The 17,995-nt window shown below is 60.3% G+C and carries 19 protein-coding genes; 10 read left to right on the forward strand and 9 right to left on the reverse strand.

Annotation, left to right across the window (positions count from 1 at the left end; all coding sequences use genetic code 11):
* Nucleotides 1-2: 2 nt before the first annotated feature.
* Nucleotides 3-812, forward strand: a complete 810-nt coding sequence (locus AB0N72_RS09960; RefSeq protein WP_363932492.1) for an AAA family ATPase — start codon at nt 3-5, stop codon at nt 810-812.
* A gap of 161 nt (nt 813-973) precedes the next feature.
* Entirely contained in the window at nt 974-1,552 is a 579-nt protein-coding gene (locus AB0N72_RS09965) for a recombinase family protein (protein ID WP_363932495.1), read from the forward strand.
* Between the two features lie 292 nt (nt 1,553-1,844).
* On the opposite strand, the gene AB0N72_RS09970 is transcribed toward AB0N72_RS09965, so the two are convergent.
* Nucleotides 1,845-2,696, reverse strand: a complete 852-nt coding sequence (locus AB0N72_RS09970) for a hypothetical protein (RefSeq protein WP_363932496.1) — start codon at nt 2,694-2,696, stop codon at nt 1,845-1,847.
* Nucleotides 2,697-2,938: 242 nt separating this feature from the next.
* Between AB0N72_RS09970 and AB0N72_RS09975 the strand changes: the two genes are divergently transcribed.
* Entirely contained in the window at nt 2,939-3,298 is a 360-nt protein-coding gene (locus tag AB0N72_RS09975; protein WP_363932498.1) for a hypothetical protein, read from the forward strand.
* A 6-nt stretch (nt 3,299-3,304) separates the two neighbouring features.
* Here the strand turns inward: AB0N72_RS09975 and AB0N72_RS09980 are convergent, their stop codons facing one another.
* The 3 genes from AB0N72_RS09980 to AB0N72_RS09990 form a co-directional block, all read right to left on the reverse strand.
* Nucleotides 3,305-3,586 carry a helix-turn-helix transcriptional regulator gene (locus tag AB0N72_RS09980; RefSeq protein ID WP_363932499.1) on the reverse strand — a complete coding sequence of 94 codons (282 nt, stop codon included), beginning with the start codon at nt 3,584-3,586 and terminating at the stop codon, nt 3,305-3,307.
* 87 nt (nt 3,587-3,673) lie between these two features.
* The gene (locus AB0N72_RS09985) at nt 3,674-4,606 is read right to left on the reverse strand and encodes a restriction endonuclease (protein WP_363932502.1); all 933 of its coding nucleotides are present in this window, start codon (nt 4,604-4,606) and stop codon (nt 3,674-3,676) included.
* A gap of 102 nt (nt 4,607-4,708) precedes the next feature.
* Entirely contained in the window at nt 4,709-5,281 is a 573-nt protein-coding gene (locus tag AB0N72_RS09990) for a hypothetical protein (RefSeq protein ID WP_363932505.1), read from the reverse strand.
* 649 nt (nt 5,282-5,930) lie between these two features.
* On the opposite strand from AB0N72_RS09990, the gene AB0N72_RS09995 reads away from it, so the two are divergent.
* From AB0N72_RS09995 to AB0N72_RS10015, 5 genes are all read left to right on the forward strand, one after another.
* A complete protein-coding gene (locus AB0N72_RS09995) occupies nt 5,931-6,557 on the forward strand; it encodes a hypothetical protein (RefSeq protein WP_363932507.1) in 627 nt (208 codons plus the stop codon).
* A gap of 40 nt (nt 6,558-6,597) precedes the next feature.
* Nucleotides 6,598-7,155 (forward strand): RNA 2'-phosphotransferase, encoded by a 558-nt coding sequence (locus tag AB0N72_RS10000; protein WP_363932508.1) that lies wholly within the window; start codon nt 6,598-6,600, stop codon nt 7,153-7,155.
* On the forward strand, nt 7,148-7,552 hold the full coding sequence (locus AB0N72_RS10005; protein WP_363932509.1) for a hypothetical protein: 405 nt from the start codon (nt 7,148-7,150) through the stop codon (nt 7,550-7,552). Before AB0N72_RS10000 ends, AB0N72_RS10005 begins: the two co-directional genes overlap by 8 nt.
* 165 nt (nt 7,553-7,717) lie before the next feature.
* Nucleotides 7,718-7,957 carry a hypothetical protein gene (locus AB0N72_RS10010; protein ID WP_363932512.1) on the forward strand — a complete coding sequence of 80 codons (240 nt, stop codon included), beginning with the start codon at nt 7,718-7,720 and terminating at the stop codon, nt 7,955-7,957.
* 70 nt (nt 7,958-8,027) lie between these two features.
* Nucleotides 8,028-8,519, forward strand: a complete 492-nt coding sequence (locus tag AB0N72_RS10015) for an NUDIX hydrolase (RefSeq protein WP_363932514.1) — start codon at nt 8,028-8,030, stop codon at nt 8,517-8,519.
* 100 nt (nt 8,520-8,619) lie between these two features.
* On the opposite strand, the gene AB0N72_RS10020 is transcribed toward AB0N72_RS10015, so the two are convergent.
* The 5 genes from AB0N72_RS10020 to AB0N72_RS10040 all read right to left on the reverse strand — a co-directional run bounded on the left by AB0N72_RS10020 (nt 8,620) and on the right by AB0N72_RS10040 (nt 16,569).
* Nucleotides 8,620-9,186: a type 1 glutamine amidotransferase domain-containing protein gene (locus tag AB0N72_RS10020; protein ID WP_281451263.1), complete on the reverse strand. Its 567-nt coding sequence runs from the start codon at nt 9,184-9,186 to the stop codon at nt 8,620-8,622.
* A gap of 147 nt (nt 9,187-9,333) precedes the next feature.
* Nucleotides 9,334-11,790 (reverse strand): M50 family metallopeptidase, encoded by a 2,457-nt coding sequence (locus AB0N72_RS10025; protein WP_363932516.1) that lies wholly within the window; start codon nt 11,788-11,790, stop codon nt 9,334-9,336.
* Between the two features lie 6 nt (nt 11,791-11,796).
* The gene (locus AB0N72_RS10030; RefSeq protein ID WP_363932518.1) at nt 11,797-12,495 is read right to left on the reverse strand and encodes a peptidoglycan-binding protein; all 699 of its coding nucleotides are present in this window, start codon (nt 12,493-12,495) and stop codon (nt 11,797-11,799) included.
* A 164-nt stretch (nt 12,496-12,659) separates the two neighbouring features.
* A complete protein-coding gene (locus AB0N72_RS10035) occupies nt 12,660-14,012 on the reverse strand; it encodes a solute carrier family 23 protein (RefSeq protein ID WP_363932521.1) in 1,353 nt (450 codons plus the stop codon).
* Nucleotides 14,013-14,094: 82 nt separating this feature from the next.
* Entirely contained in the window at nt 14,095-16,569 is a 2,475-nt protein-coding gene (locus AB0N72_RS10040; RefSeq protein ID WP_363932524.1) for an OpgC domain-containing protein, read from the reverse strand.
* Nucleotides 16,570-16,775: 206 nt separating this feature from the next.
* On the opposite strand from AB0N72_RS10040, the gene AB0N72_RS10045 reads away from it, so the two are divergent.
* The gene (locus tag AB0N72_RS10045) at nt 16,776-17,381 is read left to right on the forward strand and encodes a malonic semialdehyde reductase (protein ID WP_363932525.1); all 606 of its coding nucleotides are present in this window, start codon (nt 16,776-16,778) and stop codon (nt 17,379-17,381) included.
* A gap of 108 nt (nt 17,382-17,489) precedes the next feature.
* Nucleotides 17,490-17,990 carry a 2'-5' RNA ligase family protein gene (locus AB0N72_RS10050; RefSeq protein ID WP_363932527.1) on the forward strand — a complete coding sequence of 167 codons (501 nt, stop codon included), beginning with the start codon at nt 17,490-17,492 and terminating at the stop codon, nt 17,988-17,990.
* Nucleotides 17,991-17,995 lie beyond the last annotated feature (5 nt).

Genomic DNA, 17,995 nt, shown 5'->3' on the forward strand with positions numbered 1-17,995 from the left:
TCATGAACAAGGACTTCATCGTTACCAAGGAGCACCGGCGGTTCACGGAATTCGCCAACGCCGTACGCAAAGAGCAAACCATCGGGATCTGCCACGGCGAGGCCGGAGTAGGCAAGACCCAGTCAGCGCGCCGCTACGCCAACTGGGACACGCTAGAGCCCTACATCACAGAATGGGGCCCGCGGGGCGACCATGACGCCAAACACTACGCCCTCGCCAACCGCTCCCGCACGGTCTTCTACACACCCGAAGTGCTACCCAGGCCCAAAGACCTTATACGCGACGTCGAGCACCTACAAATCAGGATCGGCATCTGCGCAGACGAACACCAACGCCTCACCGGAAAGGTCACCGGAGTCCACGTCGGCAACACCAACAAATGGGTCGAACTGCTGATCATCGACGAAGCCGAACGACTCACCCCGAACGTCCTCGAACAACTCAGAGACAAACACGACCGCACCAATATCGCGATCATCCTTATCGGCATGCCCGGAATTGACCAACGCTTTCGCCACTACCCCCAGCTATACAGCCGTCTTGGGTTCTCTCACCGCTACCGGCCCCTCGGACGTGAGGAACTCCTTTTCGTTCTGGACCGCCACTGGAAACGACTCGGAAAGACACTGGACCCCGAAGACTTCACCGATGCCCAAGCCATCGCAGCAATCGAACGAATAACCCGCGGCAACTTCCGACTCCTGGAGCGACTCTTCCCCCAGATCACCCGTGTCCTGAAAATCAACCAACTCGAAACCATCACAGACGACGTCATCGAAGCAGCCGCCAGCGTCCTCGTAATAGGCAACTAACGACACTTATCGATCAAAAAAGACTGCCATTTATCGGCAAACTCCACAGGGATGACGATTTCAAATCGTGGATTTCCCACACCTCACACGTCCTAACAAAGTGTCTCACTGAGGTATTCTCGGAATCATTAAAATTGGTCCTTTGATAAGACGGAGAAGTGATGGCACGCCTCGGATACGCCCGCGTCAGTTTGGCTGACCAGAACAGCGATCTGCAGGTCCGTGAACTGGAAGCGGCTGGGTGCGAACGAATCTATAAAGACCAAGGGATAAGCGGGACCAGGGTAAGCCGTCCGGAGTTGGACCGAATGCTGGACCGTCTCGGTCCAGGGGATGAAGTCGTGGTGTGGAAGCTGGACCGTTTGGGCCGTAACACTCGCCACTTACTCGAGCTCTTGGATGACTTCAAGGTGCAAGGCATCAAATTCCGTTCCCTAAGAGACGGCATCGCCACCGACCCGGCCAGCGAGGTCGGGGGAGCGATGGCCCAGGCGATGGTCACCATCATTTCCGCGTTCGCCCAGCTTGAACGAGATCAGCTTTCCGAACGCACCAAAGCCGGCATGGCGACAGCAGCTGCAAACGGAAGAAAAGCAGGACGCCGGGAAATCACGACAGACCACGAGAAGGTCAAGAGGGCCCATGAACTGAAAGCCCGCGGCCTCAAGCCGACGGACATCGGAAAGATCATCGGAGCCAGCCGGGCCACCGTCTACCGCTACCTAAGCATGGACTTCTGAGGGCCACAAAGCAGAAAAAACAGGAAGGTGAGCCACCATCGCCCGATGAGGAAGACGCCCGAGAAAGTCCTAGCGCCGGGTAACCCGGCCGAGGGGTGTTCAACAGCCATCGCTTAAGGGTTCGCCGGCCTATATGAGTTCTTGCCAGCCCCGGAAATCCCGGAGGATGACCCGCGTTAGTGGTTATTGTGCTGCATGATTGACAAGGATCGCCGAGGAGGCCACGAACGCCACGGCGGTCCCGGGCGCCATCCCTAAGGCTTGGTGGAGAATTTACTAGCCGTGAACCACATCAGTAAAAAGGCCCAAATTCGTCCTGCAGCCACTGCTGGTAGGAGGCCCTTTGGGCCTCTTGTATCTCCTCTTGTCTAACGTATTCGATTGTGAGGTCTAGATGGAGAAGGGGGAATGTCCAACCCTGGGCAACGATTTCCCCGGCCTTTGTTCGGGCAAGCTTGAATTCCTCGCGGTCGGCAGGTTCAACAACTTTGGCGTCCTTGTTGAAGAGCTCGTTCAGTATCTTGCGATTCAGGTTCCAACAAACGTCCCACCTCGATGAGTTGTCGAACCTGATGCCTTTCCAGATGTCGTCAACGACTCTGATTCCGTCAGGGGTCAGCAGCCCGGAGGTCTTCATAGCGAGGACGAGATCTGTTACCGGTTGATGAGAGCTGAGGTATTCGAGGTGTCCACCAGTCCAAGAGAACTTTCCTGGTTCCACTTCCTCATAATCGACATAGAGTGCGGTGTCGCGCTCTCGCTGAAGGTCGTTGCGGAAAATCCAGTCAGCGCCTGCGGGGCCGTCCAAGTAGTGGCTTGCCCGCATGATCTCAATGTATCGGGCCGTTTCTCCGAAATGGTCTGGGTTGCCCGAGTGAACACGGGCATAAATGCTTCGGGCTAGATGATCGTAGAAGTAACCGCAGGCCGCGTTTAGCATCTCCTGAGAGTGCGGAATCCGGGCCATGTCGAGGAGTATGAGTACTTTCGCTGCCTCCTCAGTACAGATGACATTCAAGGCGGCTGCCCCGCTGACCTCCTTGGCCCTCTCCAACCTCTCAACAGATTCAGCCAGAGCGGCAATACGCTCACCAAGGAGCACCAATCCCTCGCCTATGACGTCCAAGCGATCAGAAGCGCTCATGTTGACGATTGCTTGGAGCCTGCGGGGCTTGACCTTTATGTCGGATCGTTGGGGGCGTTTAGCGCACATGCTCACACTTTAGTTCTAGAGGCAAGGTTCAGGCTCGAGGGGCTCAGCTCAGGCTGAGTGTTCCACATCAAAGGAAGTGGAACGGCGATTTGAGTTTTTTCGAAACCGTTCCAGTGCTACATCATTGGAGTTATCTATCAGGAAATCTCGCGGCCAATGAAGGAACCCAACCAATGACCAAAACCAACCACCCAACTGATTCGGTTCTGCTCTCCGCGGATGACCACCTTTCTAGGCCCGAGGCCAACGAATATGCATTGCGCTGTCCCGAATGCAGCGAGGCCACCGGCCTGCACATCGACGGAGTTGTAGTTGAGAATGCGGGAGGCCAACGTCTCCATGTGGGCACAGACGGCGAGGACAATGGGGCTCGCTTGGACATCCAGTTGGAGAATGATGTGCCCCATGATGGGCGCCGCCACCAAGTGTCGCTGGCCGGATGGTGTGAACACTGTAGAAACCGCTTCAATCTCAAGTTCAAACAGCACAAGGGGGTCACCTACTACTCGAAAACCCTGGCGGGCCAGGTCTAAGTAGCCTTAGCGCTTCCTGGGGTCCCTGACCCAGATCAGTTTAATGAACTCGATGTCGGCATAGTCATATTCCTCCCGGATCTGTCGGGTGATACCTATTTGCCATCCCAGCGCTTCTTCTATGAGTTCCATCGAGTCATCGGGCATCCATTGTTCTCCGGACTCCAGCAGGGCCAGAGGTTCGAGGAAAATGCCGGTCTCCTTTGACAATTGAAGCTGAGACCAGCCCAGTTCTTCTCGCGCTTCGATCACAATTCGACCGACTGCTGCGATGATCTCGTCCGCCATGAGAACTCCTTGGGCCCGACAGCGCCTCTCGCACCGTAGTATCACCAGCCTGTCACACGCCTCCGACCATCAGGTGTTTGTTAGCTGTCAGAGTTGTCCAAGAATGGTCCACGCAGAGAGCTGGATGTCACCGGTCTCGGCGGCGTGCCGTTTTTTGCGTGTGATCAGTTCATCGAGAGCTAATCTGCGGTCCAGTACGGCCATAAGGTCGCCTCCGTCCATGAGGAGTACAGAGTGCCTGCCCGTCCTGGCAACAAGATCAGGGACTGACTTTTGAAACCCTGACATGGAGATAAACAGGCCCAGGGTGTTATCCAGGCGGCGGGTAACCTTGCCCGCGAACTCTGTAACATCACCTGCCGCGATGGGCTTCGCCTGCCATTTTGCCTCCAGAATGTAGTCAGTCCCTGCCAAGGTGAAAGAGCCATCGATCTGCTCTCCGTACGCTGTAAAGGGCCGGCGTGATTCGAGGTTAAAGACCTCGAACAGTTCATTGAGAATGCCCTCTAGGGCATAGCCGCGAGGTTGCGCTGACATCTTCTCCGATTCGAGGAACTTCACCTTGAGATCGTCGATCATCTGGTTAGTATGTCGACGGAAGTCGTCGATGTTCTTCTGGGTCTGGAGCCGACGCTGGAACTCTGTAATTTCTTGCTGTTCTTTGCGATATGGCTCCACCATTGGGCGGAAGACGTCTATCGCCTCGCGTGCTAGCAGGTACTTCCTGGCGCCGTCCTCCAGATGCTTCAGCGATATCGGATCTGGCATATCCGCAGCAGTAAGGATCAACTGAACCAACACATCGCGGTACTTGTGCTGGTCCTGGGCCAAGTCATGCACCAATGCTGTCGCCAAGTCCCGCTTAGACATTGTTTTGTCTTGCCATGGGTAGCGGAAGACCAGCGACCGATCGCCAGTTGCAACAACGAGGAAGTCACGGAGCTCGTTTCTGTACCAGTACGCCGTCGACAAAACACGAACCAACGGACTAATAAGGGCGGGATTCACCTGTTGGACCATCAGCCCAGTGTAGTTTCGAACTCCGGCATAGTCTGGCCATCGCCCGGCTCACTTCCAAGGAGGTGGAGTGGCCGTCACCTGTGGGACAGTGCCAACTCGTCGCTAGGGGATCTCCTGTGCGTCTTCGGGAAGCCAGGCTATCTCTCGCCGAGCTGCTTCACCAAGGACTTTCGTCATCTCCTCATATCCATCGTTGAGGTCAACCAACTTTGCGAGCGCAACCCTTTCAAGATGGTCGCCAGCCAGTCCCGCCAGCTCCTTTGTCGGATAGGTTAGAGCATTCGTCATCCCGATAAATTTGTCGACCGCGGCACAAACGTCAGGGTCGAGAATCCTGCTCGTCAGACGACGAACTTCGACCAGGTTCTGATACGAGTCCTCACTCAGTCCGTCGGGTAACAGGGTGGCTTTCCCTTTCCGAGCCTGCATGTGGTCGAAGTGAAGGGTTTTACCCGTGAAGCGAGCCATTGACTGTACCGCATCCTGTAGCGAGAGCAACGTTTCGCGCTGAATAGTATGTCGGTTGTCGTCGAGCTTGGACTTGCGCTCTGAAATCCTTAGCCCCAGTTCGCGACGTAGGGCACGCTCATCCTTGCGACGCTCATTGCGACCGGCGAGCATGTAGCCGCCTAGTGACGCGAGCAGAGTGGAAGCGGCGACGACAATCTGATTCACGAGCGTCGGGTCCAAATGCTCTCCAGTTCACGTATCTGTCCTACTAGATAACTACCGTTCACCATCATCCATCGAACGGTCGGGGAAGGTTCAACGTAGGCTTAGCCGCCTCGGTCGAAGTCGATGAAGCCGTCGCGATGGAAATTGTCTGGAGGACAATTGTAGATATGACAGCGTCCGCTAATCGGAAGAGCGAAACAACAAGCTCTCCAACGGCGTGACACACATGCCTTACCCCTGAGTGCCTGGGTGGATGGATTTAGCAGCTTCTGCCAGGACGCCATGGCGGAGCTGAAGACGTTCGTCGGGAAAGTCTGAACCATGCCGAAAGTTGTTTCCGTAAATGAGATTTGTTGCAACGTTTTGAGACTACTTATGGGACTTTCATGTTTCGCGGGACACTGCGGATTCGGATCGGTGGGGGAGCGTGTCCCAGGGGAGCCGTCCCACTTCAAAGGAAGTGGGACGGCTAAGCGTGTAGCGTTTGGGGCACCTTCACCGGGCATTTTTTCGGGGGGTCTTACAGGATTCAAGTAGCCCTGGAACGGCACGGACGCCGATGCGCGGTAGATATGACGGGTGGGGGACCGGCTCACGGGCGGACAGGTGGGCCGTCCGTGGCCCCTTGGTGATCGGGGACAATATCTCCATGTCGCAGAAAGTTGAGATGCACCGAGAGATGGCGTGGCCGTTCTCGGATGCCCGCTTCCCCGAAGGCCTGGGTGCCGTGGTCATGAAGTCCGTCCTTTCTGGTGAGCGACCCGTTCTTCAAGTCCTTCACAACCCTGACAACGGGTGGGGCTTTGCCGATGGAGTGGATGACCCGAACACTCCTGGTGGGGCAGTTGCTGCACACATCAGTCACATCACACGGCTGGACCCGACGCTTGCTGAGACGGCGAAGTTGCCGCCTGGAACGCTGGCTAACCGTTTGGAAGTCGGAGGAGAGTGGCACATTCGAAGCTTCACGTGGGAAGAGGAACCGACGTTGCCAGATTCCCAAGACAACAGCCTCGAGGGAGCAAATGGCACTGCAGCGAACTTCGAAAACCTATCACCTGGTGTTCGTGTCGTTCACAATGCTCTGGAGCTTGCGATGGAACCCGAGCTGTGGACCGTTGACCTGCGCGATGGTTCGCAGATCACAGTCCTCACCCACGGTTACAGCGTTGAGGGAAATGAAGGCGTTTTCTCCTTGCTGTTCAAAGGAGAACCACCTTTCGAGCTGGATACACTTCGGATCCCCTTAGCACTCATGCACGAAAACTACTCGTGAAGCACACCGACAACTCCTATCTGAAGAAAGAATGAGGCACATGACCGACTACCCGAAGCTCAGCCGGGCCGTATCGCATGCTTTGCGTCACGAGCCCTGGCTTTACGAACTAGAACTGGACGGGGAAGGGTGGACGCCTGTGGAGGACCTTCTTCAGGCGCTCCGGGGAGAGTCCCCGGATTGGGTGAACCTTGATGTCACCGATCTCGAGGGTATGCTCCTGTCCTCGCCTAAGCGACGCCATGAACTGGACGGGGGCCGCATTCGGGCTCTCTACGGTCACAGTGTACCGACCCGCATCCTGAAGCCACAAGAAAGTCCACCCCAAAAACTGTTTCATGGAACATCCAGGGAAAGCCTTGAAGCTATTCAGTCAGAGGGTCTGCGACCAATGGGACGCCAGTACGTCCACCTATCCGAGAACATTGAAATGGCCAAGCAGGTAGGACAACGAAAGGACACTGCCCCGGTTGTCCTTCGCATTGACAGCGCGGCCGCTCACGGAGAGAACGTCAGCTTCTACCGTGGCGGTGAGAAAGTATGGCTGGCGGACAGCGTTCCTGCCGCGTTCATATCGGTCATTCCGGAAGATGAGTGAGTTCATCCGCGGCTTTCGTGAGGTCGCAGGCGAAAAGGGAGCCAGAAGGAACTGGTCACCGGCCGGATATATCAATGCGTGGAAATCTTTCGTGGCGGGTTGCGAAGAAGGCTACCAGTGGAGCATCTACGAGTATGAGAACGAACTCGAAATCAGGGATGTGATCGCCAAGGTCCTCTCAGCCTCGGAACTGACTGCGTACCCTGAACTGGCTATTTTCGCGGATGCAATCGCCGATATTGACGGACGTTTCGCCGCGGTTCTACGCTCTGGGCCATCAGTCTTACCAGAGACCGCTTTCTGGTGGAACCGTAATTTGCCCGGACACGCCGGCCCGGATCTGGTCGCAGACGCCGAAGCGCATTACGCGGTCCATCTCCGACTGGTAGAGCCCTAGCGGCTTTCACGTGCACGAGGCGCGTTACTCCGACGCTCTGGCTCCGGGCTGTTCCACTGGAGGATCAGCTAACGTGCAGTACCTTTATCCGGCCCTCTGGCTCTTAAACTGGTCAAAAGTCGACGCAAAGAACCGCCTTGCACCCCTCGACTTACCGTCCAAGCCATGACTTATGTTGCCTATCGGCAACAGGCGCCAATTATGACGATTGAAAGTCGTCGCCAGATTGACCATAAAGAGGCAGGCGGCGGGTATGTGGAAAATTGGATCTCGGCCGAGTTCGCCTTTTCTCTTTCCGCAAATGACCCCTCCGGCCTCATTGCAGTCTGCCGCGACCATAGAGGACCTTGGCAGCAACCACGTCAATGGTTGCTGACGGATGGAAGTCCTGGATCGACGCGCTGATGAAAGAAGAAGACCTATGAATGAGGCTCACTGGGACCGGCTGGAGGCGACCAGGGCGTACGCAGGTCGCGTGAAGTTGACCGACTACCTCGTTCGCCTGCCCAGCGGCGAGTTGGGCCATTACGAAGTTGACGAGAGCATACCCTTTGCCGTGGCCGTGCTGATCGAGCAAGACGATGAAATACTTTTGACCCGTCAGTACCGCTTCCCTCTAAACGCCTGGATTTTTGACCTACCGGGAGGTGCTGGCGAGGAAGGAGAACTGCCTGAGATTGCCGCGCGCCGTGAAGTGCAGGAAGAGCTCGGACTAAGCATTGATTCCATGGTGGCCCTTCAACACTTCTTCCCAAATCCTGGACGGTCAGCCTGGCCGGTTTATTTGTTTCTCGCCAAAGTCGCCGAGGAAGGTCTGGCTGCTCTGGACGACCCTTGGGAACGGGTAGCAGGTCGGCGCGTTAAGAAGTCCCATGTCAGGGAAATGATCGCGGCGGGCGAGCTTGTTGATCCGTCTCTTCTCATAGCTTGGCAGAGCGCTACGGCGAAGGGCCTTCTCGGTATTTAGCGACAGAGCCGTCCCGCCTACCAGCAAAACGCAAGTGCCGCCGTCGTACTTCTTGTGAAAGTACGACGGCGGCACTCGCCTTTGGTGCCCCGGGGGACCGCTATGCGGTCTGGCCGGCGTGCTGGCCTTCCGAGATCTCTTCAACAACCTTGGCGTTGAAGGCGGGGAGGTCGTCCGGGTTGCGGCTGGTGACCAGGCCCTGGTCGACGACGACTTCCTCGTCCGTCCAGTTGGCGCCCGCGTTCTTCAGGTCCGTTTGGAGTGTGTGGTACGAGGTGACGTTCCGGCCCTTGATCACGCCGGCTTCGATGAGGATCCACGGCCCGTGGCAGATCGATGCCACCGGCTTGTGCTGCTCAAAGAAGGCGCGTGTGAAGTTTTGGGCATCCTTGTCGACGCGGAGGTGATCGGCGTTGACGACGCCGCCGGGAAGGACCAGTGCGTCGAAGTCCGACGCGTTGGCGTCCGCGACTGCGAGGTCGACGTCGAAGGTGTCACCCTTCTCCACGCCGTTGAAGCCCTGGAGCTTGCCCTTTTCGGGAGCGATCAGTGTGGGTTCGCCACCCGCGTCCTTCACGGCCTGCCAGGGGCTGGTGAGCTCCACCTGCTCCACGCCGTCCGTCAACAGGAATGCGACCTTCTTGCCTGTGATGTTGTGTTCTGACATTGTTCCTCCTCTTGTTCGGCTGCCTTTTGGGCGTGTGCCGCTGCTGCGAGAGTTGTTTGTCTGACCCGTTCCAGCCTAGGGAATGTCGAGTTAGTAAGCAAGCTGACTAATGACATGGGGCTCCGTGGCGAAACCCGGAACTCTTTCCTATCCGCCCGTGCCGGGGGTCGTCGTCGGACCTGCAGTCCCAGCGGGCGCAGGAGCGTAAGTCGGCGCCGGCTCCGTCACTGGACCCGCCGGCGTCGTGGGTTCCGGTGCTGGGGCACCCGCAGGAGCTGAAACCGTGGGCGCGGGGACGGCGGGGTCAGCAGGGGCCGATGCCGTGGGAACCGCGGGAGCGGGTGCCGGAGCTTGTGGCGGCTCCGACTGTGCTGGTGCAACCCCGGGTGTTGTTGTGCCATTTGGACTCGGGGTGCTGCTGGGGCTGGTTGTCGGCGCCGTGTGGGTAGCGCTGGGGTCGGCTCGGATGATCTGGACGATCTGCTCTTTATAGCCGGACAGTCGGGCTTGGATCTCGGACAACGGCACGTTTTGGAGATTCCGCCCAAATTCTGCGATCTCTTTCCATAGCGCTTCCAGCTTGGACATTCCCTCGGCGGTGAGGGGGCCGTCCAGTGTCACCACCAATTGGCTTGCCAGGGCGTAAGTGACGCAGGAGATGCAGTTGTAATTGGCAGCTGCGGACAGGTTCCGGGGCACCACCACATCGGCCTGCCCAACAATCAACACCACCTGGAAGCCTACCGCCACCGCAGCGCAGCCGCTGCAGCTTGCGAAAGCGTACGCTTCGTTCGTTGTGTCCACCGGTTGAGTTCCGTCCGCCCAGACCAGGGCGAATGCGACGTCGTACACCACCGAACCGTCGGTGGTGTTGACGGCGAGGGCTTGGTTGCCGTCGCCGTCTGGCGCTGGCGGCTTGTCGAACGGGAACACCCACGACGGCGGCGCTTGCGGCTCGCTGCCGTGTTCCGCCGCGGCGGGCGTGCTTTTCGTCCCAGGCCGGGGGATCAGTACGAGGCTCAGCTGCGGGTTGTCCCGCGTCGGAAGAGCCTGGCCCTCAGGCCATAGCGCCGTGGTCTGGCCTGGCCGCCCCTCGGTGAGGCCGGTTGCCGAAGTACTCTCCAGTACCGGCGCTGCGTCAAGCAAGGTCCCGCGTTCATAGGGTTGCACGGGAGCGTAAGTGCCGGGGGTGGGCCACCAAGCCCAGGTAATGCCCGCCAGCAAGGCCGCGATCACAGCAATCGCGACGCCCCGCTGGTGCGCCTTGCCTTGGGTTCTCTCCCACAGGCCTTTGAGGAACTGGGAGGCCATCCGCGTCAGCATGAGCAGGATGGCGAGGACCGGCAGGGCGACAGCAAGCAACGCAAGGAGTCGGCTGCCCGCGCCGGCAAGGTCGCCCGTGGCGGCAGTCTCCGTCAGCGCCCCATATTGTGCTGCCGCACTTGACCATGCGGTGCCAAGGAGTCGCGGCAACGATACAACCATCAACAACATGCTGAGCAGTAGAAGCGGGACGGTTACCAGCACCCAGACGGTGACCAATGCACGCGCCCACGGCTTGAGCGCCCGGGCCTCAGCGTTGTTGCGATGCCACGGCAGGAGGGCCAGCAGAGTGGGCTTGATGCGCTGGAAAAGGTCGGGGACACCCGTGGCGTCGGCCAGGATGTGGTAACCGTCGAACCTCAACAGCGGAAGGAGCTGACGCACCATCTGCAGAACCTGGGTGGCCACCACCAGCAGCCACCCGTCGTCGTGCGTCAGTAGCCAAACGGCCATGATAACGACGGCGGCAATCGCGTTAAAGTACAGCCCACCCAAGTCTGTCCGCAGCCGCCCCACACGGCCGAGGCGGTAGGAATCGGTGACGTCGGTGAAGAAAGCGGGCCACACCAGATACAAGCCGGCGCCCATTTTTCCGGGAATTGCCCCGCCCCGCGTCGCCGCTGCAGCATGTCCGAACTCGTGGAAACCCGCGGACAGGACTGTAATGCAGAAAACCAACAGAAGCAGGCCCGGGTTGGCAAAAGCGCTGTGCGTGGCGGAGGCGAGGCCTTTGACCATCAACACCCACCAGCACGCAGCCGCGAACGCCGTGATGACCACGGCAACGATGATGGGATTGAACAGGATGGCGAACGGAGTGGTCAGCTTCCGGGTCAGCCCCGGATCCGTCACCGTGAAGCGGAAGCGCATGCCCAGGAGCGGGTCTGCCCGCTTCACTTCCGGTTGGGATCCATCCGCCAAGCGCAACAGGCCCAAGGGCAGCAGTTGCGACCGGACCAACGCAGCCACATTCCCGGCGCTGACCTGCCTGCCGAAAGCAGGGGTCACATGACGGGCGATGTCATCCAGGCTCCGGGTGCCATCGGCAGCCTCCAGCACCAGGAACAGCAGCCGCGTCAGTTGGAGAGCCTGGCCGTCGCCACGGCGGACCAGCGAGGGCGGTTCCCGGTAACCCGAACCCTTGGCCTCGCCCAACAACTGCACGCCATCGGCCTGGACCGGAAACTCCGGGAGGCCGTCCTTGGTAGTGGAAAAGCGCTCGGGCAGCGTTGAACCAGGCGGACCGTCCGGAGTGAAGGAACCGCCGCTCGCCGTTGTCACGGTGGCCTACTGCTTCAAGTCGGACTGCTGGTCCGCGCTCGCGGTTGCTTCGCCGGTGATGTTCTGGTTGATGATCGCATCCTGCTGCGATACCGCGGTGGCGCTGCTGTCGATCGAGCCGATGTTCGCCGCGACGGCTGCGTCGATCGGGGCGGCCACATTCGCGTTGGCGGCTACTGCTCCGTTGATGGGGGCTGCGATATCCGCGTCGGCGTCCAGGTCGACGTTGACATTCAGGAGATCGCCATCCAAAGCCGCGGCGGGATCCACGGGGAGGGCGCCCACGCCCGTTGGGCTGGCGTCCGGCAATGCGCCGCCGGTGGCCGGCGCAGTGGCGCCCCCGGTTAGGCCGCCTGTTGTGCCGTCGTCGATGGTGTCATTGCCCTGGTCAATGGTGCTGTCCTGTCCGGACTCGGCCGTTGCGTCGGCGGTGATGTCCTGGTTGATGAGGGCGCCCTGATCGGACAGTGCCTGCGCTTCAGAACCGGAGGAAAGAATGTTGGCGGACGCTGCGGCATCGATAGGAGCAGCCACATTGGCGTTGGCCGCGACGGCAAGGTCGATGGGGGCGGCCGCGTCAATGGCGAGGTCCAGGTCTGCGTTCAGATCCAGCACGGATGCCACTTCCTTGTCCGGGAGGGCGGTGCCCTGCTGCTGGAGCAGTTCTTCATCGGACAGCGGGGGAAGATCGTGTTCGTTGCTCACGTTCAGGCTCCTATCCTGCACCGGCCAGCCACCCCTGATGGGTGGGCTTCACACTGGTGCGCCTCATGCGACTAGATAGTAAGCATAATGATGATTTTGTGGAAGTTATGTTTCGCCGGGCTCGCCAGCCCGGCGAGTCCACGCAGCGGGCAGGTGCCGCGTCCCTATTTCTTCTTCCCGCTCCGCTTCGCCGCAGCATTCATCGCCGACTTCACAGCTGGCGGCAGCCCCGCCGTCTCGGTTTCGGGCTCAGCGACGGTCCCGCGCCAACGGGCCAGCCCCTTCATGCCGTGGTAAATCACCAGGGCGGCAGCGGAACCAAGAGCAATGCCCGTGAACTTCAGCTCGCCAATTGTCCACGTGTAGTCCGCGATGCCGATAATCAGCGCTACAGCGGCCGTGGTCAGGTTGATCGGGTTGGAGAAATTCACCTTGTTCTGCACCCAGATCTTCACACCGAGGACGCCGATCATTCCGTACAGCATGGTTGCGGCGCCGCCCAGCACTCCCGGCGGGACGGTGGCAATCAGTTCGCCGAATTTCGGGGAGAAGCTCAGCAGGATGGCGAAGACACCCGCAACCCAGTAGGCCGCCGTCGAGTAGACCTTGGTGGCCGCCATGACGCCGATGTTTTCCGCGTACGTGGTGGTACCGGAACCGCCGCCGAATCCGGCAAGTACGGTCGCGGCGCCGTCGGCCATCAGCGCGCGGCCGGAGACGCCGTCGAGGTTTTGGCCCGTCATCGCGGCAACCGACTTCACGTGCCCCACGTTCTCAGCCACCAGCACCAGCACCACCGGCACAAACAGGCCCACAACGCCGATGTGGAATTCGGGCGTCTGGAACAGCGGCAGGCCAACCCATGCGGCGGCGTCCATCTTCTCGTAGGAAACCTCGCCCCGCATCATGGCCACGAGATAGCCCACAACAACACCCACCAGGATGCTGAGCCGCCCCAGGATGCCACGGAACAGGACCGAAACCAGGATGATTGTCACCAGCGTGACCAAGGCGGTGACGGGCGCGGCGTCGAAGTTGTTCTTCGCGGCCGGTGCCAGGTTCAAGCCAATCAGCGCAACGATCGCGCCAGTCACGATTGGCGGCATCAGGCGGTTGATCCATTCGGCGCCGAACTTCTGGACGATCGCACCAATAAGCGCCAGTACGACGCCGGCAAGCACCACGCCGCCCAAGGCGCCGGCAACGCCGTACTGCTGCTGCGACGCCAGGATCGGGGCGATGAACGCAAAACTGGAACCCAGGTAGCTGGGCACCCGGCCCTTGGTGATCACCAGGAATAGCAGGGTGCCGATCCCGGAGAAGAACAGGGTGGTGGCCGGCGGCATGCCCGTGATGATGGGGACCAGGAACGTCGCACCGAACATTGCGACAACGTGCTGCATTCCAATGCCAATGGTGAGGGGCCAGGCGAGCCGCTCGTCGGGAGCCACCACGTGGCCGGGGCGGATGGACTTGCCGTTGCCGTGGAGCTTCCATTTGGTGCCGAGCATGCTCATGGCGGGGCCTTCCTCAGAAGAGTATTGGGATTCGGTGCAACATTACCGCCAAAGTGGACCCGAAGGCCGCGCGAAAGCTGTCCTACCGTGGAACAAGCCGGAAGAGGAACTTCGTTTTCACCATGACCCAGAGGACGGCGAGCAGAGCAACATACACGGCCGTGTTCAGCCAAAGGTTCCCGTCCCGCAGGACAGGAATGTTGGCGATGGCCACGATGAAGAACACATGCATGATGAACACGTAGAGAGTGGCTTGACCCAGGGGAACGAAGAACCAGCCCACAGCCCGTGAGAGCGGCTTCCAGAACGCACTGAGGAGCGCGTACAGGGCAATCGTGATGACGAGGACATTCAGTACGCGCCCGGGACCCAGGTAAGTGCGGCCGAAGAAGGTGTCGTAGACGTACCTGAAAGTGGCGTCGGGGATGAGGGCGAGCCGCACGTCCAGTTGGTTGGTCAGGTAAGGCCCGCTCCACGAGAAGATCGCGCAGGCTGCGGCCAGGAAAACGCAGGCTCCCAGGAGAACGCGATGACGTGGATGCGCAAACCAATCGATGATCCGTTGCCGGTGGAAACCCGCTGTCAGGCCGAGCACGAACAGGACCTGCCACACGAGCAGCGGAAAGGAGTCCTCGAACTGGGAAGGAAGCAACCGGAAACGGAAGACAGACCCGGCGATGTACAGGGCGCCGCTGATGGTGAGCACCAACCACGTGAGCCCACGGGAAAGTGCTACCAGGATCAAGGGGCTGATCAACAACAAAACTACGTAAAGGCCCATGATGTTGAACTGCCATGGGCCAACCTGCAACAGGAGCAAGGCAGGGATCAGGCCCTGCGGCACCGGGAACTGCAGCAACCCCTCCATTCCGGCGTAGAGGTCGTAGGTTGTTCCTGCGGCTGAATGCCCTGCCGCGCCCGTGCCTTGATCTGTAAACGTGGTCACCGCCGCGGCGTTGATGAACGGGAGCAGGCTCAGTACGTAGACAATCAGGACCACTGCAAGGGCAGTGAAATAGAGTTTCCAGGCGCGCTTTGTAGTCCCATCCACTACGTCGCCGAGCTCCGTGGCAATGCGTGGCCCGTAGACCATGCCCAGCACCACACCGGAGAGCATCACAAAGAGCTCCGCGCCGGAGACCACGCCGATGGTCTCCTGGCTCAGCAACTGGAACACAGAGTTGATGCCAACGTGGTTGACCACTACGAAGACAATCGCCAATCCGCGGAGCATGTCGATCCGGGCGTCCCTCTTGCCGGATCCGTCGTAGGACCACCTGTTGGGTGCGGCGCGTGATGAGAGGAACCAGAGCGCCGCGACAGCCACCAGGACAGTTGCTGCAGTTGCCCATGCGGCCCAACCGCTGATGACGGTGCCCGACTTCGCCTGCGGTGCCTCGAGGCCGGGAACGTCCTTCAGTCCTTTCTCCGTGACAGGACCCACGGTCAGCCCCGAAGCGTCCAAAGAGGTGCGAAAGGGGCCGGCCAATGATGCGGCAGCGGTGGCGCGCCAATCAATGGAAACCTTGCTCTGGTCCCGTGCATCCGTGGTCTCATTCCAGACCACGGCCCGGACGGCCCCGTTCTCGGGCTGCGCCACGGAGGCGAAAACCTGGTGCCACCACGTTTGCTTGACATCAATTTCCGTGGCGCCGCCAGCCCCGGGGGAGTAGAACGCCCCCGTTTCAATCAGGAGTGGCTTGTTCCGGGCTTCAACATACGTGCCATAGAAATTGTCCGTACCAGTCCCTCCACTGGATGCGTGCAAGGAGTTATTGAACTCGCCCGCTGCGGGGAGGGTGTTCTCGGCTGCACCCGCTCCTGTCGTGTCGTGATAAACGGACAGGCCGATCCAGTCCACAACGTCATCGCCCGGGTAGTACGGGTCGAACGCGGAGTCGTCCAGGTCCCAGACGCCGTTCCGGTTGGTGTCCAGCGACGCCAGGGGCACGCCCTTGGGTGGTGTGGGAGTGGCCGCTTGGAACGGGTAGTCCTTCTCCGCCGTCGGCGACCACACCATCACCGGATCCGAAAGGCTGCTCCGAAGCGCCGCAGCCACGCGGCCGAAGGCCGCCCGGTATGCTTCGGGCTCCTGCCCCCAGCCCACCCACGGGGCGTTCATGTCCGGTGCGAAACGCACGAACACCTTCCCCCTGAAGCCGGCCGCCGCCGTCGTGATTTGACGCGCGAACGTGGCCGCGACGTCGTCGTTGATGTCCTGAAGGCCGACGCCGGGACGCACGGTCAGGAGCGCATGGGAGCCTTGCTCGGCCACTTGGGCGAAGTAGGACTTGAGGTATTGCCGGCCACCTTCGTCCAAAGGCAGGGAGACGTTCTGTCCGTAGAGTGCCGCGGGCGCACCGAGTCGCTGGGCATAATCGGCCGCCGAGTCCTTGTCCCAGTCCAGCAGCGCACCGAAGAACCGCTTGTCGGGTTCGTCGCCGGGAGCTTGCCCAGCCGAGCCCCAAGCCTGCGTTGACGGAAGGAAGAACGCGAGAAAAAGCAGGAGCAGAACTACCAGGGCCCGCTTGGGGGCCTTTAGGGGAAAGGTAGGCATCAGGCCCCTTCTGGTGTCGTCATTCCCACGGCTGCGGAGTCTTCCCCCAACGGGCGTCAGCTCACAAGCATGATGCTACCCACTTTCCCGCTGTGCCCAACGTCACGGGCCGTCATGGGAAGAGGACAGGGGAAGTTGAAGTTGCAACCATGGAAAGCAGAAGTGCCCGGCCGGCTCAGTGTCAGGGCCCAGCGAAAGGTTCACGAATGACGATCGCCCACGAAGAAGCAGTCATTGACGCCGCAGCAGTCGACGCCATTTTTGCCGAAGCCCGCACCGCCAACAGCTTCGCCGGTGAGGTCACCGACGAGCAAGCACGCGCCATCTACGAGCTCACCAAGTTCGGCCCCACCGCCTTCAACTCGCAGCCGTTGCGCGTGACCTACGTCCGCTCCGATGAGGCCCGCGCCAAGCTGGTGGACCACCTTTCCCGCGGCAACCAGGCCAAGACCGCCTCGGCTCCGCTCGTCGCCATCCTGTCCTACGACACCGACTGGCAGGGCCAGTGGGACAACTTCCTGCCTGGCTACAACGCCCCGAAGGCAATGTACGACGCGGATCCTGCCTTCGCCGCTGCGACCGGCAACAACAACGCCCACCTGCAGGCCGGCTACTTTATCCTTGCCGTGCGCTCGCTCGGTTTCGCGGCAGGCCCGATGACCGGTGCCGACTTCGCCGCGATCGACGCCGACTTCTTCCCCGCAGGGGACCAGAAGAGCTTCCTCGTGGTCAACATCGGCCAGCCCGGGCCGGACGCCTGGGGCGAAGCCAAGCCCAAGTTCGCTTACGAGGACGTTGTGCGCACCGTCTAATGCTGCCGTTCCCAGCAACGCTCCTGCACTTCGGTGCAGGAGCGTTGTGGTTTAAGCGGGTGGGATGTGAGAGAGCGTCGCTTTGCGGCCGGTGGCACACTATTGCCTATGCGGAACCTCATTTGGGTCGCCTTCACCGAGCCCGTCACGCCCGGGCTGGTTTTTCCGCGCAGCGACTGGCCGCTGCACATCACCCTGTTAAGGTTCGACGTCGGCCCGGAGGTGGGTGCCGACGTCGCCGATGTCCTTGCGGACCTCGCTGAAGCACCCATCAAGGGGGCGCTCGGAACCACACTGAGGGTGGGCGAAGAAGCTGGCTTCGGGCACATGGGATCGATCCCGGTGAGCCTGATCGAGCACGAGCCCATACTTCAGGGATTGCATGAAGAGATCGTTGAAGCCGCGAACAGCGTGGGCGGCCGGATTGCCACCCCGAACTACGTCCTGGATCATTATCGGCCGCACATCTCCCACCACGACGGCAAGCGCCCAAAGTCCGGAGACGTCGTCGTGCTTGACCGCGTGGCCCTGGTGGACATGGCTCCCGACGGCGACCACACCATCCGCCGTGTCCTAAGGCTCTGGACCCACGACGCCCAAAGCGGCTGAAGACA

Source organism: Paenarthrobacter sp. NPDC089307, from assembly GCF_040685055.1.
Classification (GTDB): Bacteria; Actinomycetota; Actinomycetes; order Actinomycetales; family Micrococcaceae; genus Arthrobacter.